Annotated in this window: 15 protein-coding genes and 1 pseudogene; 5 read left to right on the top strand and 11 right to left on the bottom strand. The window is 62.6% G+C overall.

Annotated features, from left to right (window positions below; genetic code table 11):
- The first annotated feature begins 32 nt into the window (after window positions 1–32).
- Window positions 33–419, top strand: coding sequence for a c-type cytochrome (locus JN279_RS32165; RefSeq protein ID WP_342216289.1), 387 nt, complete (start codon window positions 33–35; stop codon window positions 417–419).
- A gap of 73 nt (window positions 420–492) precedes the next feature.
- On the opposite strand, the gene arcC is transcribed toward JN279_RS32165, so the two are convergent.
- Genes arcC through arcD form a run of 4 tightly spaced genes read right to left on the bottom strand, consistent with a single transcriptional unit; the run spans window position 493 to window position 5,113 of the window.
- A complete protein-coding gene (gene arcC, locus JN279_RS32160) occupies window positions 493–1,398 on the bottom strand; it encodes a carbamate kinase (protein ID WP_202351185.1) in 906 nt (301 codons plus the stop codon).
- A gap of 1 nt (window position 1,399) precedes the next feature.
- Entirely contained in the window at window positions 1,400–2,401 is a 1,002-nt protein-coding gene (gene argF, locus JN279_RS32155) for an ornithine carbamoyltransferase (RefSeq protein ID WP_202351184.1), read from the bottom strand.
- 17 nt (window positions 2,402–2,418) lie between these two features.
- Entirely contained in the window at window positions 2,419–3,633 is a 1,215-nt protein-coding gene (locus tag JN279_RS32150) for an arginine deiminase (protein ID WP_202351183.1), read from the bottom strand.
- A gap of 13 nt (window positions 3,634–3,646) precedes the next feature.
- Window positions 3,647–5,113: an arginine-ornithine antiporter gene (arcD, locus tag JN279_RS32145; protein ID WP_202351182.1), complete on the bottom strand. Its 1,467-nt coding sequence runs from the start codon at window positions 5,111–5,113 to the stop codon at window positions 3,647–3,649.
- Between the two features lie 225 nt (window positions 5,114–5,338).
- Between arcD and JN279_RS32140 the strand changes: the two genes are divergently transcribed.
- Window positions 5,339–5,986, top strand: a complete 648-nt coding sequence (locus JN279_RS32140; RefSeq protein ID WP_096454914.1) for a BON domain-containing protein — start codon at window positions 5,339–5,341, stop codon at window positions 5,984–5,986.
- 61 nt (window positions 5,987–6,047) lie between these two features.
- A pseudogene (locus JN279_RS38965) lies at window positions 6,048–6,146 on the top strand (alcohol dehydrogenase); the annotation flags it as partial.
- A gap of 145 nt (window positions 6,147–6,291) precedes the next feature.
- On the opposite strand, the gene JN279_RS32135 reads toward JN279_RS38965, so the two are convergent.
- Window positions 6,292–6,822: a cytochrome b/b6 domain-containing protein gene (locus tag JN279_RS32135; protein WP_096458766.1), complete on the bottom strand. Its 531-nt coding sequence runs from the start codon at window positions 6,820–6,822 to the stop codon at window positions 6,292–6,294.
- A 43-nt stretch (window positions 6,823–6,865) separates the two neighbouring features.
- A complete protein-coding gene (locus tag JN279_RS32130; protein WP_096454916.1) occupies window positions 6,866–7,144 on the bottom strand; it encodes a PepSY domain-containing protein in 279 nt (92 codons plus the stop codon).
- Window positions 7,145–7,403: 259 nt separating this feature from the next.
- On the opposite strand from JN279_RS32130, the gene JN279_RS32125 reads away from it, so the two are divergent.
- Complete coding sequence (locus JN279_RS32125; RefSeq protein ID WP_096454918.1) at window positions 7,404–7,901, top strand: cupredoxin domain-containing protein; 498 nt, start codon at window positions 7,404–7,406, stop codon at window positions 7,899–7,901.
- A 163-nt stretch (window positions 7,902–8,064) separates the two neighbouring features.
- Entirely contained in the window at window positions 8,065–9,048 is a 984-nt protein-coding gene (locus JN279_RS32120) for a zinc-dependent alcohol dehydrogenase family protein (RefSeq protein WP_202353842.1), read from the top strand.
- 14 nt (window positions 9,049–9,062) lie between these two features.
- On the opposite strand, the gene JN279_RS32115 is transcribed toward JN279_RS32120, so the two are convergent.
- The 5 genes from JN279_RS32115 to JN279_RS32095 form a co-directional block, all read right to left on the bottom strand.
- Complete coding sequence (locus JN279_RS32115) at window positions 9,063–9,653, bottom strand: NAD(P)H-dependent oxidoreductase (RefSeq protein WP_096454920.1); 591 nt, start codon at window positions 9,651–9,653, stop codon at window positions 9,063–9,065.
- Between the two features lie 32 nt (window positions 9,654–9,685).
- Window positions 9,686–10,072 (bottom strand): hypothetical protein, encoded by a 387-nt coding sequence (locus tag JN279_RS32110; protein ID WP_095775423.1) that lies wholly within the window; start codon window positions 10,070–10,072, stop codon window positions 9,686–9,688.
- An 85-nt stretch (window positions 10,073–10,157) separates the two neighbouring features.
- On the bottom strand, window positions 10,158–11,411 hold the full coding sequence (locus JN279_RS32105) for an MgtC/SapB family protein (RefSeq protein WP_096454922.1): 1,254 nt from the start codon (window positions 11,409–11,411) through the stop codon (window positions 10,158–10,160).
- 13 nt (window positions 11,412–11,424) lie between these two features.
- Window positions 11,425–11,868 (bottom strand): thioredoxin TrxC, encoded by a 444-nt coding sequence (gene trxC / locus JN279_RS32100; protein WP_202353841.1) that lies wholly within the window; start codon window positions 11,866–11,868, stop codon window positions 11,425–11,427.
- Between the two features lie 28 nt (window positions 11,869–11,896).
- Entirely contained in the window at window positions 11,897–13,750 is a 1,854-nt protein-coding gene (locus JN279_RS32095) for a heavy metal translocating P-type ATPase (RefSeq protein ID WP_096454924.1), read from the bottom strand.
- Window positions 13,751–13,866: the final 116 nt, after the last annotated feature.

Genomic DNA, 13,866 nt, shown 5'->3' with positions numbered 1-13,866 from the left:
CCAGTAAAGCCATGTGTGATCGAGTGCCAGATTTGAGCCAGATCAAGGTATGGCGTCCACATCTCATCCATGCTGGGACGATGAAACCTCGATCCCTGCCTGGACGCTTCCTGCTGCTTGGACTTGCCCTTCTTTGCGCGACGCTGGCATGGGCAGGCGACGACGCGCAGACTGTTCGCGGCAAGAAGCTTGTCGAGACGAACTGTTCCGGGTGCCATGCCGTCGGCTTGAACGACAAGAGCACCCATCCCGATGCGCCGCCCTTCCGCACATTGTCGAGCCGCTATCCGGTGGGGGATCTTGAAGAGGCACTCGGTGAGGGGATCTCGACCGGCCACCCCGACATGCCGGAATTCGTCGCGACTCCCACGCAAATTGACGCCATCGTTTCCTACATAAAGAGCCTGGATCGCAGATGAGACGCCTCCGTCGGCCATAGGCTTAGGCCGCGCCGATGCCTATACGCACTCCGGGCTAGGGATCGAAAGCCGCTCAGGCGTGGAAGGTGGTGCCTTGCCGACCTCTGACGATTTCAACAGCGTCCTCGAGCCGGCCTATCGCTGCCGAATTGCCGGTCGCCTCAACGAATTCGATTGCGGCACTGACTTTCGGCCCCATGGAGCCGGCCGCAAAATTCTTCCCGGATAGCTCCTTGGGGCTCACGCGCCGGAGCGCCCGAGCAGCCGCCGTTCCATAGTCGACATAGACGGCGTCGACATCGGTCAACAGGAGCAGCATGTCGGCTTGCAACTGGCGGGCAAGAAGCGAGCTTGCCAAATCCTTGTCGATGACTGCTTCCACGCCGCAAAGACTGCCGTCATCCCGAGCTATCACCGGAACCCCACCGCCGCCGGTGCAGATGACGATCACGCCGCGCTCGACCAGGAACGAAATCACCGAGGCTTCCAGGATTGCCAGCGGTTTGGGCGAAGGCACGACCCGGCGCCATTTGTCGCCATCGGGTGCGATTCGCCAGCCGCGTTCGGTGGCAAGCTTGCGTGCGGCTGCCTCATCGTAGACCGGGCCGATCGGCTTCGTCGGGTGAGCGAACGCCGGATCGTGCGGATCCACTTTCACTTGTGTGAGCAGGGTTGCGAAAAGCCTCTCCTTGAGGAGGTTGCCGAGTTCCTGCTCGATCACATAGCCGATCATGCCAGCGCTCTCGGCGCCAAGCACGTCCAGCGGGAAGGAGCCGCCGTCCGGGTCCGCGGCCGACTGGAGCGCGAGTAGCCCGACCTGAGGGCCGTTGCCATGCGTGATGACGACCGAATGCCCTTCGCCGATCAATGCCGCCAACGCCGATGCCGCACGCCTGACATTGTCGCGTTGGTTGTCGGCGGTCATCGGCTCGCCGCGCCGCAACAGCGCGTTTCCGCCCAGGGCAACGACGATACGCATCTCAGGTGCCGATCGTGGCTACGAGCAGGGCCTTGATCGTGTGCATGCGGTTTTCAGCCTGGTCAAAAACGATCGAGGCTGACGACTCGAATACCTCGTCGGTAACTTCCATGCAGTCGATGCCATACTCCTTGGCGATGAAGGCACCGATTTCTGTTTCGGTGTCATGGAACGCCGGCAGGCAGTGCATGAATTTGGCGTGGGGATTGCCCGTCGCCGCCATCACCTCTCCGGTGACCCGGTATGGCGTCAACAGACGGATGCGTTCCGCCCAGCCGGATTTGTCCTCGCCCATCGACATCCACACGTCGGTGTAGACGAAGTCGGCGTTCTGAACGCAGCTCGTCACGTCTTCATCCAGCCGGAAGCGGCCGCCGCTTTGTGCCGCGAGCTCCCTGACATGGGCGCAGAACGCCTCGTCGGGCCAAAGGTCCCTTGGCGAGGCAATGCGCATATCGATGCCAACCTTGGCCGCACCCAGCGCCAACGACAGCGCGACATTGTCGCGTCCCTCGCCGACAAAGGCGACGGTCATGTCCGACAAATGCTTGTGCGTGTATTCGCGCATCGTCATGAAGTCGGCAAGGATCTGCGTTGGATGCGCCTCGTCGGTAAGGCCGTTGTAAACCGGCACACCTGCATGCGCGGCAAGCAGTTCGGCCTGGTGCTGGCCAAAGCCGCGATATTCGATCGCGTCATACATGCGGCCCAGCACCCGCGCTGTATCTTTCATGGATTCCTTGTGGCCGATATGGCTGCCGCTCGGCCCGAAATAGGTAACGTGGGCGCCCTGGTCATACGCTGCCACCTCAAAGCCTGTCCGGGTGCGCGTCGAATCCTTCTCGAAGATGAGCGCGATGTTCTTTCTGACAAGACGCGGGATCTCATGTCCTGCGACCTTGGCCGCCTTGAGATCGGCCGCCAGTTTGAGAAGGAAGCGGATCTCATCGGCGGTCAGATCGTCCAGGGTAAGGACGGAGCGGCCGTGAAGGTTGATCGACATTGGAAAATCCTTTCTGGTCAGACCGGGTCGCGGGCAATGGGACAGGTCATGCAGTGGCCGCCGCCGCGGCCGCGGCTTAGTTCGGCCCCCTCGACGGTGATTACTTCGATGCCCGCGCGGCGCAGAAGCGTGTTGGTGTAGACGTTGCGGTCGTAGCCGATGACGACGCCGGGCTCGACCGCGACGACATTGTTTCCGTCGTCCCATTGCTCGCGCTCGGCCTCGTAGCGGTCGCCGCCCGTTGCGATGATGCGTAGTGTCTTCAGCCCGAGGGCCTCGGCGACCACCGTCGTGAAGGGCTTTGTCTCATCGATGACCTCGACCGCCGCCTCTGCATCGCCCGGGCGCAGCGAGAAGGTGCGCAACCGGTCAACCACCGGCGGGTACAGGGTGACGAGGTCGCGGTCGCAGAAGGTGAAGACGGTGTCGAGATGCATGAAGCTGCGGTCGCGCGGCATCAAAGCGGCAATCACCCGTGTCGCTTCACCGGCTGCAAAGAGGCTTCGCGCGAGGTCGCCCACCGCTTGCGGCGTCGTGCGCTCGCCCATGCCGACAAGAACCGTCCCGTCGCCGATTGGCATGACATCGCCACCTTCGAGGCTGATGCCCGTCCCCTGGCTCGGCGAGACGAATGGGACGCCGCTGTCGCGAAAGCGAGGGTGAAAGCGATAGACAGCCTCGACATTGGCTGCCTCCGGGCGCCTGGCAGGCCAGTACATGGCGTTGACCGACACGGCGCCATAGATCCAGCAGGAACTGTCGCGTGTGAAAAGCTGGTTCGGCAGCGGCGGGAGCACGAAGTCCTGGGGGCCAAGCGTTCGTCCAGTCAGCCCCCTGGGCTCGAAGGGAAGCTCCGCACGCGCAATGCCGCCGACCAGATGAGCGGCAAGTTGCTCCGATGGCATTTCGTTCAGCCAGCCGCGCAGCTCGCCGACCATGTCCAGTCCAACCACCCCCGGATGAACCCGGCGCTCGAGCAACCAGTCACGCGCTTCGGCAAGACCTATTGTCTCCGTCAACAGGTCGGCGAACGGATGGACCACGACGCCGCGTTCGCGCAACGCATCGACAAAAACGTCGTGCTCCTGGCGAGCGCGCTTGACCCACAGCACATCATCGAAGAGCAGCGCTTTGCAGTTCTCTGGTGTCAGCCTGCGCAGGCTGAGGTCCGGACGGTGGACCATCACCTCGCGCAGCCGGCCGACCTCGGAGTGGACACCCAGGCTTGTCATCGCGTCAATCCTCTCACAGCGGGCTGACAGCGCCGGTCCACATCTCGTAGACGGCGAGGATGGCGACCGCGATGAGGGTTCCGGCGAGGGCGGCCTCGGCAGGATGGAAAACACGCTGATTGGTTTCGCGACGCGCCCAGATGAAGAAGATGATGCCGGGCGCATAGAGGATCGCGCACATGAACAGGTAGGCAGGCCCTGCCGCGTAGACGAGCCACAGGCCGTAGACCGTTGCCAGCAAGCCGGCGAAAAGCGGACCGACACGCTGCTCGCCGCTTTCGTAACTCTCTCCGGTCAAGGCGAGCTTGGCCGCGTAGGCTCCCGAAAAGATATAGGGCACCAGGATTGCGGCCGACGCGATGTAGAACAGTGCCTGGTAGGTGCTTTGTGCGAAGAGCGTGATCACCAGAAAAGCTTGGACCAGCAGGTTGGTGATCAGAAGCGAAGTCGACGGCACGCCACGTCCGCTTTCCCGGCCGAAGAATTTCGGCATCGTCCCGTCCTTGGCGGCGACATGCGGAATTTCGGCTGCAAGCAGCGTCCAGCTCAGGAAGGCGCCGACGACCGACACGACAAGCGCGATGTTGATGAGGACAGCGCCCCAGGGACCGACGACCGCCTCCAGCACGCCCGCCATGGACGGGTTCTTCAGCGCGGCGAGTTCAGGCTGGCTGAGGATGCCGAGCGACAGCAGCGACACCAGGGCGTAGAGGGCGAGACAAGTGAAGAAGCCGAGGACTGTCGCCATGGCGATGTCTTTGCGGCGCTCCGCCCGGCCGGAAAATACGCTGGCGCCTTCGATGCCGATGAATACCCACAGGGTCACCAGCATCGTGCTCTTCACCTGGGCGGTAATCGAACCGAGACCGGCGTTCCCGAGACCGGTGAAGTCGAGGGACCAGACCTGCAGTTTGAAGGCGACGGCAACAACCCCAACGAACAGGACGATTGGAGCGATCTTCGCTACCGTGACGATGAGGTTCACAACGGCGGCCTGCCGGATGCCGGCGAGAACCAGGACATGGATCAGCCATAGCAGGATCGATGCGCCGAGCACCGCCTGCCAGGTGTTTCCGTCGCCAAAGGCCGGAAAGAAATAGGAGAGCGCGCTGAAAACGATCACCGCGTAGGAGACGTTGCCGACCCATGCGCTTATCCAGTAGCCCCAGGCGCTGTTGAAGCCGATGAAGGGACCGAAGCCGGCCTTGGCGTAAGCGTAGGGCCCGGCGTCGAGCTCGGGCTTGCGGGTGGCGAGCGATTGATAGACGAAGACCAGCGCCAGCATCCCGACAGCGGTGATCGCCCAGCCAATCAGGATAGCGAGAGGCCCGGCGCCTGCCGCCATGTTCTGCGGCAGGCTGAAAACGCCGGAGCCGACCATGGACCCGATCACCAGTGCGGTCAGGGACCCCAGTCTGAGTTTCGTCGGCGCCGCGGTAGCGACTTTCCGAACAGGAACGTTGATGTCGGCCGTGGTCATGATGCTCTCCCGGACTTGAGGCTCAGATGGGAGGCAATCAACAGGAAGACCGGCCAGGCAGCTTTGATGTTGGTCAAATAGAAGCTTGATTTCCAAAGGCGCGAGCTCGGGGCCCGCCGTTTGCTCGAGATCGTTTGATCCGCATCAACGTCCACATGACCTCGCCTCTCCATAATCAAACCTTAGCCGAGCGAGCGCGGCCCGCTCACAAGAAGAGGTGCAACCATGAACAACAACGTTTTGAGGCAGAACATCATCGATGAGTTGGAGTTCGAGCCAAGCATCGACGCAGCCAATATCGGCATCGCCGTTGACAACGGCGTGGTCACGTTGACCGGCCATGTGTCGACCTACGCGCAGAAGGCAGCCACGGAAGAAGCGGTACGGCGCGTCAAGGGTGTGAAAGGTATCGCGGAGGAAATCGAAGTACGGCCCTTGGGGAGTAATCTGACGGCCGACGACGAGATCGCCAAGCGTGCTCTGCACTCGATCAGCTGGAATACTGTCGTGCCGGACGGAGCGGTCCAGGTGAAAGTCCAGAATGGCTGGGTGACCCTCACCGGCAAGGTGGAGTGGCAGTATCAGAGATCCGCCGCGTTCGCCGCCATCCGATACCTGGCCGGCGTGATCGGCGTCGTCAACAACATCGAGGTGATGCCGCACGCGACTGCGCCGAATGTGAAAAAGTGCATCGAAGACGCCTTGAAGCGTAATGCCGAGGTCGAGTCAAAAGCGATAGAAGTCAACGTATCCGACGGCAAGGTTACCCTGAAAGGCAAAGTCAACAGCTGGGCCGAACGCCGCACAACAGAGCGCGCCGCCTGGGCTGTGCCTGGCGTGCGCATGGTTGAAGACCACCTTACAATCGCCTGATGCGTCGGAACGTCAAAGGGAAGCGAGCATGACCCGCTTCCCTTGTTCCTTGCGGCGAACTCGCACGCACACCAAAGTCTATCCGCTAGAACAGGCCAATCGGGCGTTGGACGATCTGAGACAAGGGAGATTGAGCGGCGCCGCTGTCCTGGTGCCATGACGCCGGATTTTGATTATCAGCGCATTTGTCGGACCCACTTCGCCCGTATGGCGTCGCTGGCGCCCGCGATCGCGCTGAACAGGGGCGATCGAAGTGCGCACCGTGATCGTTGAGATGCGAACCGGACTTGGCGCGCTGCAGAACGTCAAGCGATGTCAACGGGCCCGGCCTTGCGTTTGCGGCCGGTGATCATCGCCCGAACCAGGTTTTCGCGATGGCGAAAGCTTGCCAGTGCGACGCCGCCAATGTGGAGGAAGACGAGCAGCAGCAAGCCATGCGCGGCAAGGCTGTGCGCCGCCTCGACCCACGACACGCCGAAATAGGCGTCTGTTGTCATCAGCCATCCGGTCAGCGCGGTTGAACCCATCACCGCAATCAGCGCGATCACCATTGCGCCGCCTGCCGGATTGTGGCCGATGTAGCGGGCTTCGCGACCACTTGCTATTGCGGAGAGGTAGCGCAGCACCGTCACCGGATCGCGCACGAATTGCGAAAACCGCGCATAGGGCGTGCCCAGAACGGCCCATAAGAGCCGCATTGCGACCAGCGCGGCAGCGGCGTAGCCGGCCCAATGGTGAACGTCCTCCGCGGAATGGGAGGTAAACCAGGCCGTAACGAAGCTGAGCACCAGCGCCCAGTGGAAGCTCCGCACGACCCGGTCCCAGACGCGCACCATCTCCGGCGATGGCTGCGCGTCCGCGACTACCGATGCGTTCCGATCAGTTTTCGCCGGCTTCGGCATTGTCGAGCTTTTCAAGGGTCTCTGCGTTGTAGGCGAGGTTCACTTTCTTGCCGGCCTTGTCGACCGCGTAGACTTCGTAGCAGCCCTTCTCGACCTTGATCTGGCGAACGGTGAGGCCTTCGCCCGTCAATTGAGCCTCGAGCGTAGCTTTGGGTTTGAACTGTGATTTCGGGGCGGTGCTGCAGCTGCCGCCAGCAGCGAGCGTTGGCCCTGCAATCATCCCGGCGAGTGCGGCGAGGACAAGTGTGCGATACATGATGGCTCCATTCGGGTGGTTGGGCGCGGATCTTGCGCCTTGAGGGGTGGATTTCGACCGGTCCGGTCAGACGGCGGTATGACCGTCATTGGTGCGGGATAAACAATTCAAGCTGACAACTGGCTGACAGCGGCATCGACGCTGCTGGCTCGGCTCGCCGCCGGTCGATTTGATCTGGCGCAAGGACGGCGGGTGGTGTCACGAGCAGTATGACAATTGGGAAGTAGAGCGCTTCCGCTGCCTTCCTGAGGAGAACGTCATGAAAACCATATCGAGGAGAGCGGCGTTAGGGCTTGCCGCCGCAATGCTCATGGCCGGCAGCGCCGGTGCTGTCCAGGCTGCTGCGATTGTCCAGATCTCGCTATGGGACAAGGGCGCGAGTGCGGAGATGCCGATGGGGCTCGCTTATGCGGCGCCGGGGATAGATTTCTCCAAGGCCACCATGGGCATCAAGGCTTCCCCCGGAACGGTGAAGGCCGGGGAGGTCACATTCAATGTGAAGAATGACTCCAAGGACACCGTTCACGAAATGATCGTGATGTACCTTGCCGATCCTGGCAAGCCGCTTCCCTACGTTGAGGCCGAGAACCGGGTCGACGAAGACAAAGCTGGCGACAAGGGCGAAGTTTCGGAACTTGACCCTGGCAAATCAGGCACGTTGACCGTCGAATTGAAGGCCGGAAAATACCTGCTTATCTGCAACGTTCCAGGTCACTATGGGGCCGGCATGTGGGCCGAATTCACAGTCGATCCATAGGCCGCAGAACAAGGCAACGCCTTGATCAGAGTCGGTGACTTGTCGCAGTTCTCGAAAGCTTGCCGGGATCGCCGTACTTTACCGGTGGGCCGCCGTACGACGGCAAGGCCAAGAGTGGGTCGTAATCCGCTTCGTTTGTTTCCGGGGCAACGTGGGGCGCATCATGAGAGCAATGGTGCTCGAGAGCATCGGCACTCCCTTGAGACTGGCCGACAGATCCGACCCCTTACCGGGGGTCGGTGAGATACGGTTGAAGGTCGAGGCATGCGCGGTCTGCCGGACCGATCTGCATGTCATTGATGGGGATCTTCGTCACCCAAAACTGCCGCTGGTTCCCGGTCACGAAATCGTCGGCATTGTCGATGCCGTGGGCAAGGGCGTTGCGCGTTCCAGGATCGGGCGCAGGGTTGGCGTGCCTTGGCTTGGGCACACTTGCGGACACTGTCCCTACTGCCTCGCGGATAGCGAAAATCTCTGCGATCAGCCAGATTTCACCGGCTATACCCGCGATGGTGGCTTTGCCACCCATGTCGTTGCCGATGCACGCTTCGCCTTCGATCTGGATGCGGACGCAGACCCTGTATCCCTTGCGCCGTTGCTTTGCGCTGGCCTGATCGGCTGGCGATGCCTGAAGAAAGCCGGGGACGGCAAGCAGCTTGGGATCTATGGTTTCGGCGCCGCTGCGCATATCGTTGCCCAGATCGCGATCTGGCAAGGTCGTGAAATCTTCGCCTTCACCCGGCCTGGTGACGAGCAAGCAAAGGAATTCGCCCATTCGCTGGGCGCGGCCTGGGCAGGTGGATCGGATGAGTCACCGCCCAAGCAGCTGGACGCGGCGATCATCTTCGCCCCTGTTGGCGATCTGGTGCCGATCGCGCTTCGTGCCGTGCGCAAGGGTGGCCGGGTGGTGTGCGGAGGCATCCACATGAGTGACATTCCAGCGATGCCTTACGATTTGTTGTGGGAAGAGCGCGAGCTGATTTCCGTCGCAAACCTGACGCGACGCGACGCGCAAGAGTTCTTTCCCATTGCCAAGCGTGCGCAGGTGCGCACGCATACCAAGGTCTATCCGTTGGAACAGGCCAATCAGGCGTTGGACGATCTGAGGCAAGGCAGATTGAGCGGCGCTGCCGTGCTGGTTCCGTGATCGACTGTCGAGGACTATCTGGCCCGTTCACCAAGGTCGCGCATCTGCCGGATCCATTTCGCACGGGTCGCAACGCTGGCGCCAGCGACCATGCCAAACAAGGTCTCGCGCACCGGACTGATGCCGACAAAATGCAGGATGCTTCGCTTCATGCCGGCGATGCCGTGTCCAAGAAACCATAGCCGGTAAAGAACGGATGGCATGCCCATCGTCACCACGACGCGCGCGGAGCGGCCGCGAAGCAATGTCTTGGTGAAGCCGCCGCCCTTGTCCGGGTAGGCAAAAGCCATTCCCGGCCGCATGACCTGTTCGAGAAAAGCCTTGAGCATTGCCGGCATGGTCCCGAGCCACAGCGGAAAGACAAAGACGATGTGCCCTGCCCAGATGATCGCTTCGGCCGCTTCCTTCAGCTCATGGGGAATCGAACCGTGCTCGAACTCCTGCATTGTCCGCAGCATCGGAAAATCGATCGCCGCCAAATCGACCCGGCGAACGGCGTGCCCCGCCTTCTCCGCGCCCTCGCCATAGGCCCTGGCGAGACCACGGCAGAGACGGTCCGGGGACGGGTCGGGATGGCCGACCACAATGAGGATGCGTCGTGACATGGTCTACTCCCGGGGAGCCTGACGTTGCCGCTTCAGGGGCGTTCCACCCTCGCCACCTGATAGGTGTGCATGGCGCCGTTGCGCTCGATCGACACATATTCGCCGGTCACGAACCGTTCGTCGCCGAGATGGAAGCCGATCTCGTCATCGCGATCGCCTTCGGCATAGTCGAAGTACCACTGTCCGCCAGGCTTGCGCCTCAGCCGGCCGATCAAGTCCTCCTCGCCGGTGCGAAAGCGGCGAACGCGGCAAGAGGCTCGGTGCGATTTCCACTCTTCCGCGTCGATTCGGCCTTCGCCGGTCAACGGAGCCAGCACGTCGTAGCCCTCTTCGCGGTCGCCTTCCGGGTGACCCTTTTCACGGGCCAGCAGCAGCCGGACGTGGCGGAATTTGGGGGTGAGATCCTTCAGACTGGTCATGGCGAACTCCTTTCACGGAGTTCTATAGAGCGGTGGCTGGACCTCGCCCTTGATCCGCGTCAAGGAAGGCTCCGTCGCCGCGTTTCTATCCAGGACCAAGCAACAACATGGCGCCGTAGCCGGCGGTCGCTGCGGCCAAGGTTGCGCCGGCTAGCGGCAACCAGAACCTGATCGGCCCGGCAAATACCGCCAGCGAAAGACGGCCGATCGCATTTGCCGCCAGTGCCGCCAGCACCGCCTGGCCGATAGTCTCGACAGGGACGGAATGCGTGACCAGCCGCAAGGCACTGAGCACCGAGACGTCGACATCGAACGTGCCAGCCAGCGCCGAGGTACCCAGCAGGCCGCGGCCACCGAATTGGGCTGCCAATGCAGCGCTTGCGGTCGCGACAACCGCGAAGAGCAGGGCGAACAGAAGCAGTGGACCCAACTCGAATGGATTGCGCGCAATAGCGCTGCCTTCTCCATTCCCGCTGTGGCGAGTCAGTAGCATCGCACCGCAAACAGCGAAGCCGAGCGCGGCTGCCATCGCCGGTATGGCGACTGAAGCCAACACAATTGGCTCTATGATCAGCACCACGGCACAAACGCGGAGCACCGAAACCATTGCTGCCAGGGATGCCGCCCCTGCGAGTGGTAGCGGATTGCTCGCCGAGGCGGCGTTGCGGGCAAGCGCCAAGGTCACCGCGGTGGAAGAGACGATCGCGCCGGCGAGCGAACTGACCAGCAGGCCGCGCGTATTTCCCAGAATTCGGACAGCCACATAGCCGGCGAACGAAATCGAGGCCATCAGCACCGTCAGAAACCAGACTTCCCACGGATTGAAACCGCCCCACGGGTCCATCGTCCGGTTAGGCAGCAAGGGTAGGACGATCGCCGTCATCACGGCCAGGATCAGCGCCGATCGCAGCTCGATCCAGGTCAGTCGCTTCAGCAGGCCGTGCAGGACCTCTCGGCTGGCCAGGATTGCCGCCAATGCGGCGCCGCCGGCGGCAGCCGCCCGATAGTCGTCGGTAACCGAAAGCGCGCCCAGCGCAAAAACGCCAAGGCCCGCGATCACGCTCGTGACACTGAAATCCTCGTCATGGGCAGCCTCGCGCGCCTTGTACCAGGCAAAGATTGCCGCAAAGGCGATGAAGCCTCCGACCAGCACCGATATTGCGCCGAGCGCGTTGGCGAGCGCGGCCAGAACTCCGCCAAGCAGGCCGGATATGCCAAACGTGCGAATGCCCGCCGTGCGGCTGCGATCGGGCGCCTCCCGCTCGCGCCAGCCACGCTCCAATCCAACGAGCAAGCCAATTGCCAGGGCCAGTCCAAGCCGGGCGATGAGCGGATCCATTGGAGCGGCGACTTCAGGCCGCGACCGTCGGCAGGCGGTCGCGAACCCACCTGACGATCTGGCCTGCCGTCATTGCGCCGGATGTGCGCGCGTGCCCGCCATGAAAGAGGATCATGGTCGGGATGCCGCGAATGCCGAGTCTGGCGGCAACAGCCTGCTCATTGTCGGAGTTGAGTTTGATCAGGCGAACATGCGGTTCCAGTTCGCTTGCCGCCGCTTCATAGGCCGGCGCCATCATCTTGCAGGGGCCGCACCAAGGTGCCCAGATGTCGACAACAACGGGCAGGCTGCTGCGCGCGATCTGATGATCGAAAGCTGCGGCATCGACATCGTCTGGATGCCCTGAAAACAGCTTGGCTCCACACTTTCCGCATTTTGCCTCCATGGCGTTGCGGACGGGTGGCAGGCGGTTGACCCCACCACATTTGCCGCAAACCACAAGATCTTGCTGTGCCATGGCCATCCACCGATTTTGTTCTCGACCACTATGCGCGCCACAGATGCCCATCGCCAAGGGTGCGCAACGCGTTGAGGATAACCGCTACGTCGATCCCTTCCTGAAGCAGCGCACCGGCAACCGGCGTGATCTGCCCCATGGCAGCCGCGATCATTGCCAGCCCGGACAGCGCCAGCCCGGCGATGATGCTTTGCAAGGCGATCGATCGCGTTCGCCGTGCAATCCAGACCGCATCGGCAACCGGCTGCAGCCTGTCGGTCAGCACAATGACGTCGGCGGCCTCGGAGGAGGCGGTCGCACCACGTGCGCCCATGGCGATACCGACCGTCGCGGCCGCGAGGGCCGGGGCATCGTTGATGCCGTCGCCGACCATCATCGTCGGCGCCGAAGCTTTCTCGGATTCGACCGTTGCGACTTTTTGGGCAGGGGTCGCATCGGTGACCAGGGCGTCGAGGTCGAGCCTGGCGGAGATGCGCTTCGCCGCCACGCCGTCGTCGCCCGTGAGCATAATCAGGCGCGCAATGCCGGCTGAGCGCAGCTTGCCGAGTGCATCATGCGCATCAACACGCAAGGCGTCGCCGAACGTGAAAACACCGGCAAGCCGTCCGCCGAGTGCTAAAAAAACCCTGAGTACGGGCTCGCCCCGGTATTTTTCTTCACCGCTTTTCGCCCATCCGGGCAGCGGCTTGTCGGCGAGCACGAGAGCCCGCGATCCCGCGGTGATCGACATGTCGTCGACCCGGCCCTTCAGGCCGGCACCGCGATGCTCCTGGACACCACGCGGATGCGAAAGCACCAACTGCCTGCCGCGCGCCGCGCGGATGATCGAGTCGGCGAGCACATGGTGCGAGGCCTGTTCCAGGGATGCCAACAGCTGCAGCAGATGGTTGGCGTCGCGGCCGGGTGCAGCTTCGATTTCGATGAGCTCGGCGCCGCCGATGGTCAAGGTTCCCGTCTTGTCGAAGATCGCGGTTCGGACTTGTGCAAGCGCTTCCAGAGCCGCGCTGCCTTTCATCAGGATGCCGGCACGCGCGGCGCGCGATACGCCACCGATGAAGGCAACGGGCGCGGCGAGGATGAGCGGGCAGGGCGTCGCGACGACCAACACGGCAAGCGCTCTGATTGGGTCGCCGGAAACATACCAGGCGGCGCCGGAAACCAGCAATGTGACCGGCAGAAGGAACAGGGCAAAGCGGTCGGCCATGCGAATGAACGGGGATTTAGCGGTCTGCGCTGCGGCAACCATGCGCACGATCGCGGCATAAGTGCTTTGTTCCGCGAGGGCAGAAGCCCGCATGCTGAAGGTCTCGCCGGCATTGACGGTGCCGCTGCGCAGCACATCCCCTGCGCTGCGCCGCTCCGGCAGGGGTTCTCCGCTCACCGCCGACTCGTCGAGAGAGGCCGAAGCATCAAGCAGGATGCCGTCGACAGGAAGCAGTTCGCCAGCCCGAACCAAAAGCTCGTCGCCGACAGCAACGTCTTCGACGGGGATGGTCTCTGCCCCTGGCGTTGACGTTCGGTGGGCGACACGCGGCGACCGGTCGGTGAGTGCCTTTAGGTTCCGCTCCGCGCGGCCGCGCGCAAAATCCTCGAGCACGGTGCCGCCAGCATACATGATCGCGACCACCACTGCAGCCAGGGGTTGGCCAAGAAGCAGCGCGGCGGACATCGACACCAGCGCAATAACATCGACACCGAAGCGGCCGATCCAGAAATCACGCAGAATGGAGATGGCGAGAGCCACCACCACGGGCAAGGTCGCCACTGTCCAGATCGTGTCGGCCCGAAGGCTGCCCAGGCCGGTTCGCCAAACGCCGATCCCAAGGGCGAGGCCCAGGATGGCAATGACCAGCAATGCGCGCCGCAGGATGGTCTCGTTCATGCAATGCTTTTCCGATTTGAACGATGCGGGCCAATGTCGCAAGCACTGACGAGCGCGTGGTACTCGCGCAATGGGTAATCCGGATAGGCCGAGAAGGCTTTGATCCAACGCAACGA

This window comes from Mesorhizobium sp. 113-1-2, assembly GCF_016756475.1.
Lineage (GTDB): Bacteria > Pseudomonadota > Alphaproteobacteria > Rhizobiales > Rhizobiaceae > Mesorhizobium > Mesorhizobium loti_C.
The sequence above is the reverse complement of the archived record's forward strand: the minus strand, read 5'-3'. Positions and strand labels throughout refer to the sequence as shown.

Excerpts from the sequence above, each read along its gene's own strand:
- arcC (WP_202351185.1), bottom strand. The coding sequence starts at position 1,398 with ATGCGTATCGTCGTTGCCCTGGGCGGAAACGCGCTGTTGCGGCGCGGC.
- argF (WP_202351184.1), bottom strand. The coding sequence starts at position 2,401 with ATGTCGATCAACCTTCACGGCCGCTCCGTCCTTACCCTGGACGATCTG.
- JN279_RS32150 (WP_202351183.1), bottom strand. The coding sequence starts at position 3,633 with ATGACAAGCCTGGGTGTCCACTCCGAGGTCGGCCGGCTGCGCGAGGTG.
- arcD (WP_202351182.1), bottom strand. The coding sequence starts at position 5,113 with ATGACCACGGCCGACATCAACGTTCCTGTTCGGAAAGTCGCTACCGCG.
- JN279_RS32140 (WP_096454914.1), top strand. The coding sequence starts at position 5,339 with ATGAACAACAACGTTTTGAGGCAGAACATCATCGATGAGTTGGAGTTC.
- JN279_RS32135 (WP_096458766.1), bottom strand. The coding sequence starts at position 6,822 with ATGGTGCGCGTCTGGGACCGGGTCGTGCGGAGCTTCCACTGGGCGCTG.
- JN279_RS32130 (WP_096454916.1), bottom strand. The coding sequence starts at position 7,144 with ATGTATCGCACACTTGTCCTCGCCGCACTCGCCGGGATGATTGCAGGG.
- JN279_RS32125 (WP_096454918.1), top strand. The coding sequence starts at position 7,404 with ATGAAAACCATATCGAGGAGAGCGGCGTTAGGGCTTGCCGCCGCAATG.
- JN279_RS32120 (WP_202353842.1), top strand. The coding sequence starts at position 8,065 with ATGAGAGCAATGGTGCTCGAGAGCATCGGCACTCCCTTGAGACTGGCC.
- JN279_RS32115 (WP_096454920.1), bottom strand. The coding sequence starts at position 9,653 with ATGTCACGACGCATCCTCATTGTGGTCGGCCATCCCGACCCGTCCCCG.
- JN279_RS32110 (WP_095775423.1), bottom strand. The coding sequence starts at position 10,072 with ATGACCAGTCTGAAGGATCTCACCCCCAAATTCCGCCACGTCCGGCTG.
- JN279_RS32105 (WP_096454922.1), bottom strand. The coding sequence starts at position 11,411 with ATGGATCCGCTCATCGCCCGGCTTGGACTGGCCCTGGCAATTGGCTTG.
- trxC (WP_202353841.1), bottom strand. The coding sequence starts at position 11,868 with ATGGCACAGCAAGATCTTGTGGTTTGCGGCAAATGTGGTGGGGTCAAC.
- JN279_RS32095 (WP_096454924.1), bottom strand. The coding sequence starts at position 13,750 with ATGAACGAGACCATCCTGCGGCGCGCATTGCTGGTCATTGCCATCCTG.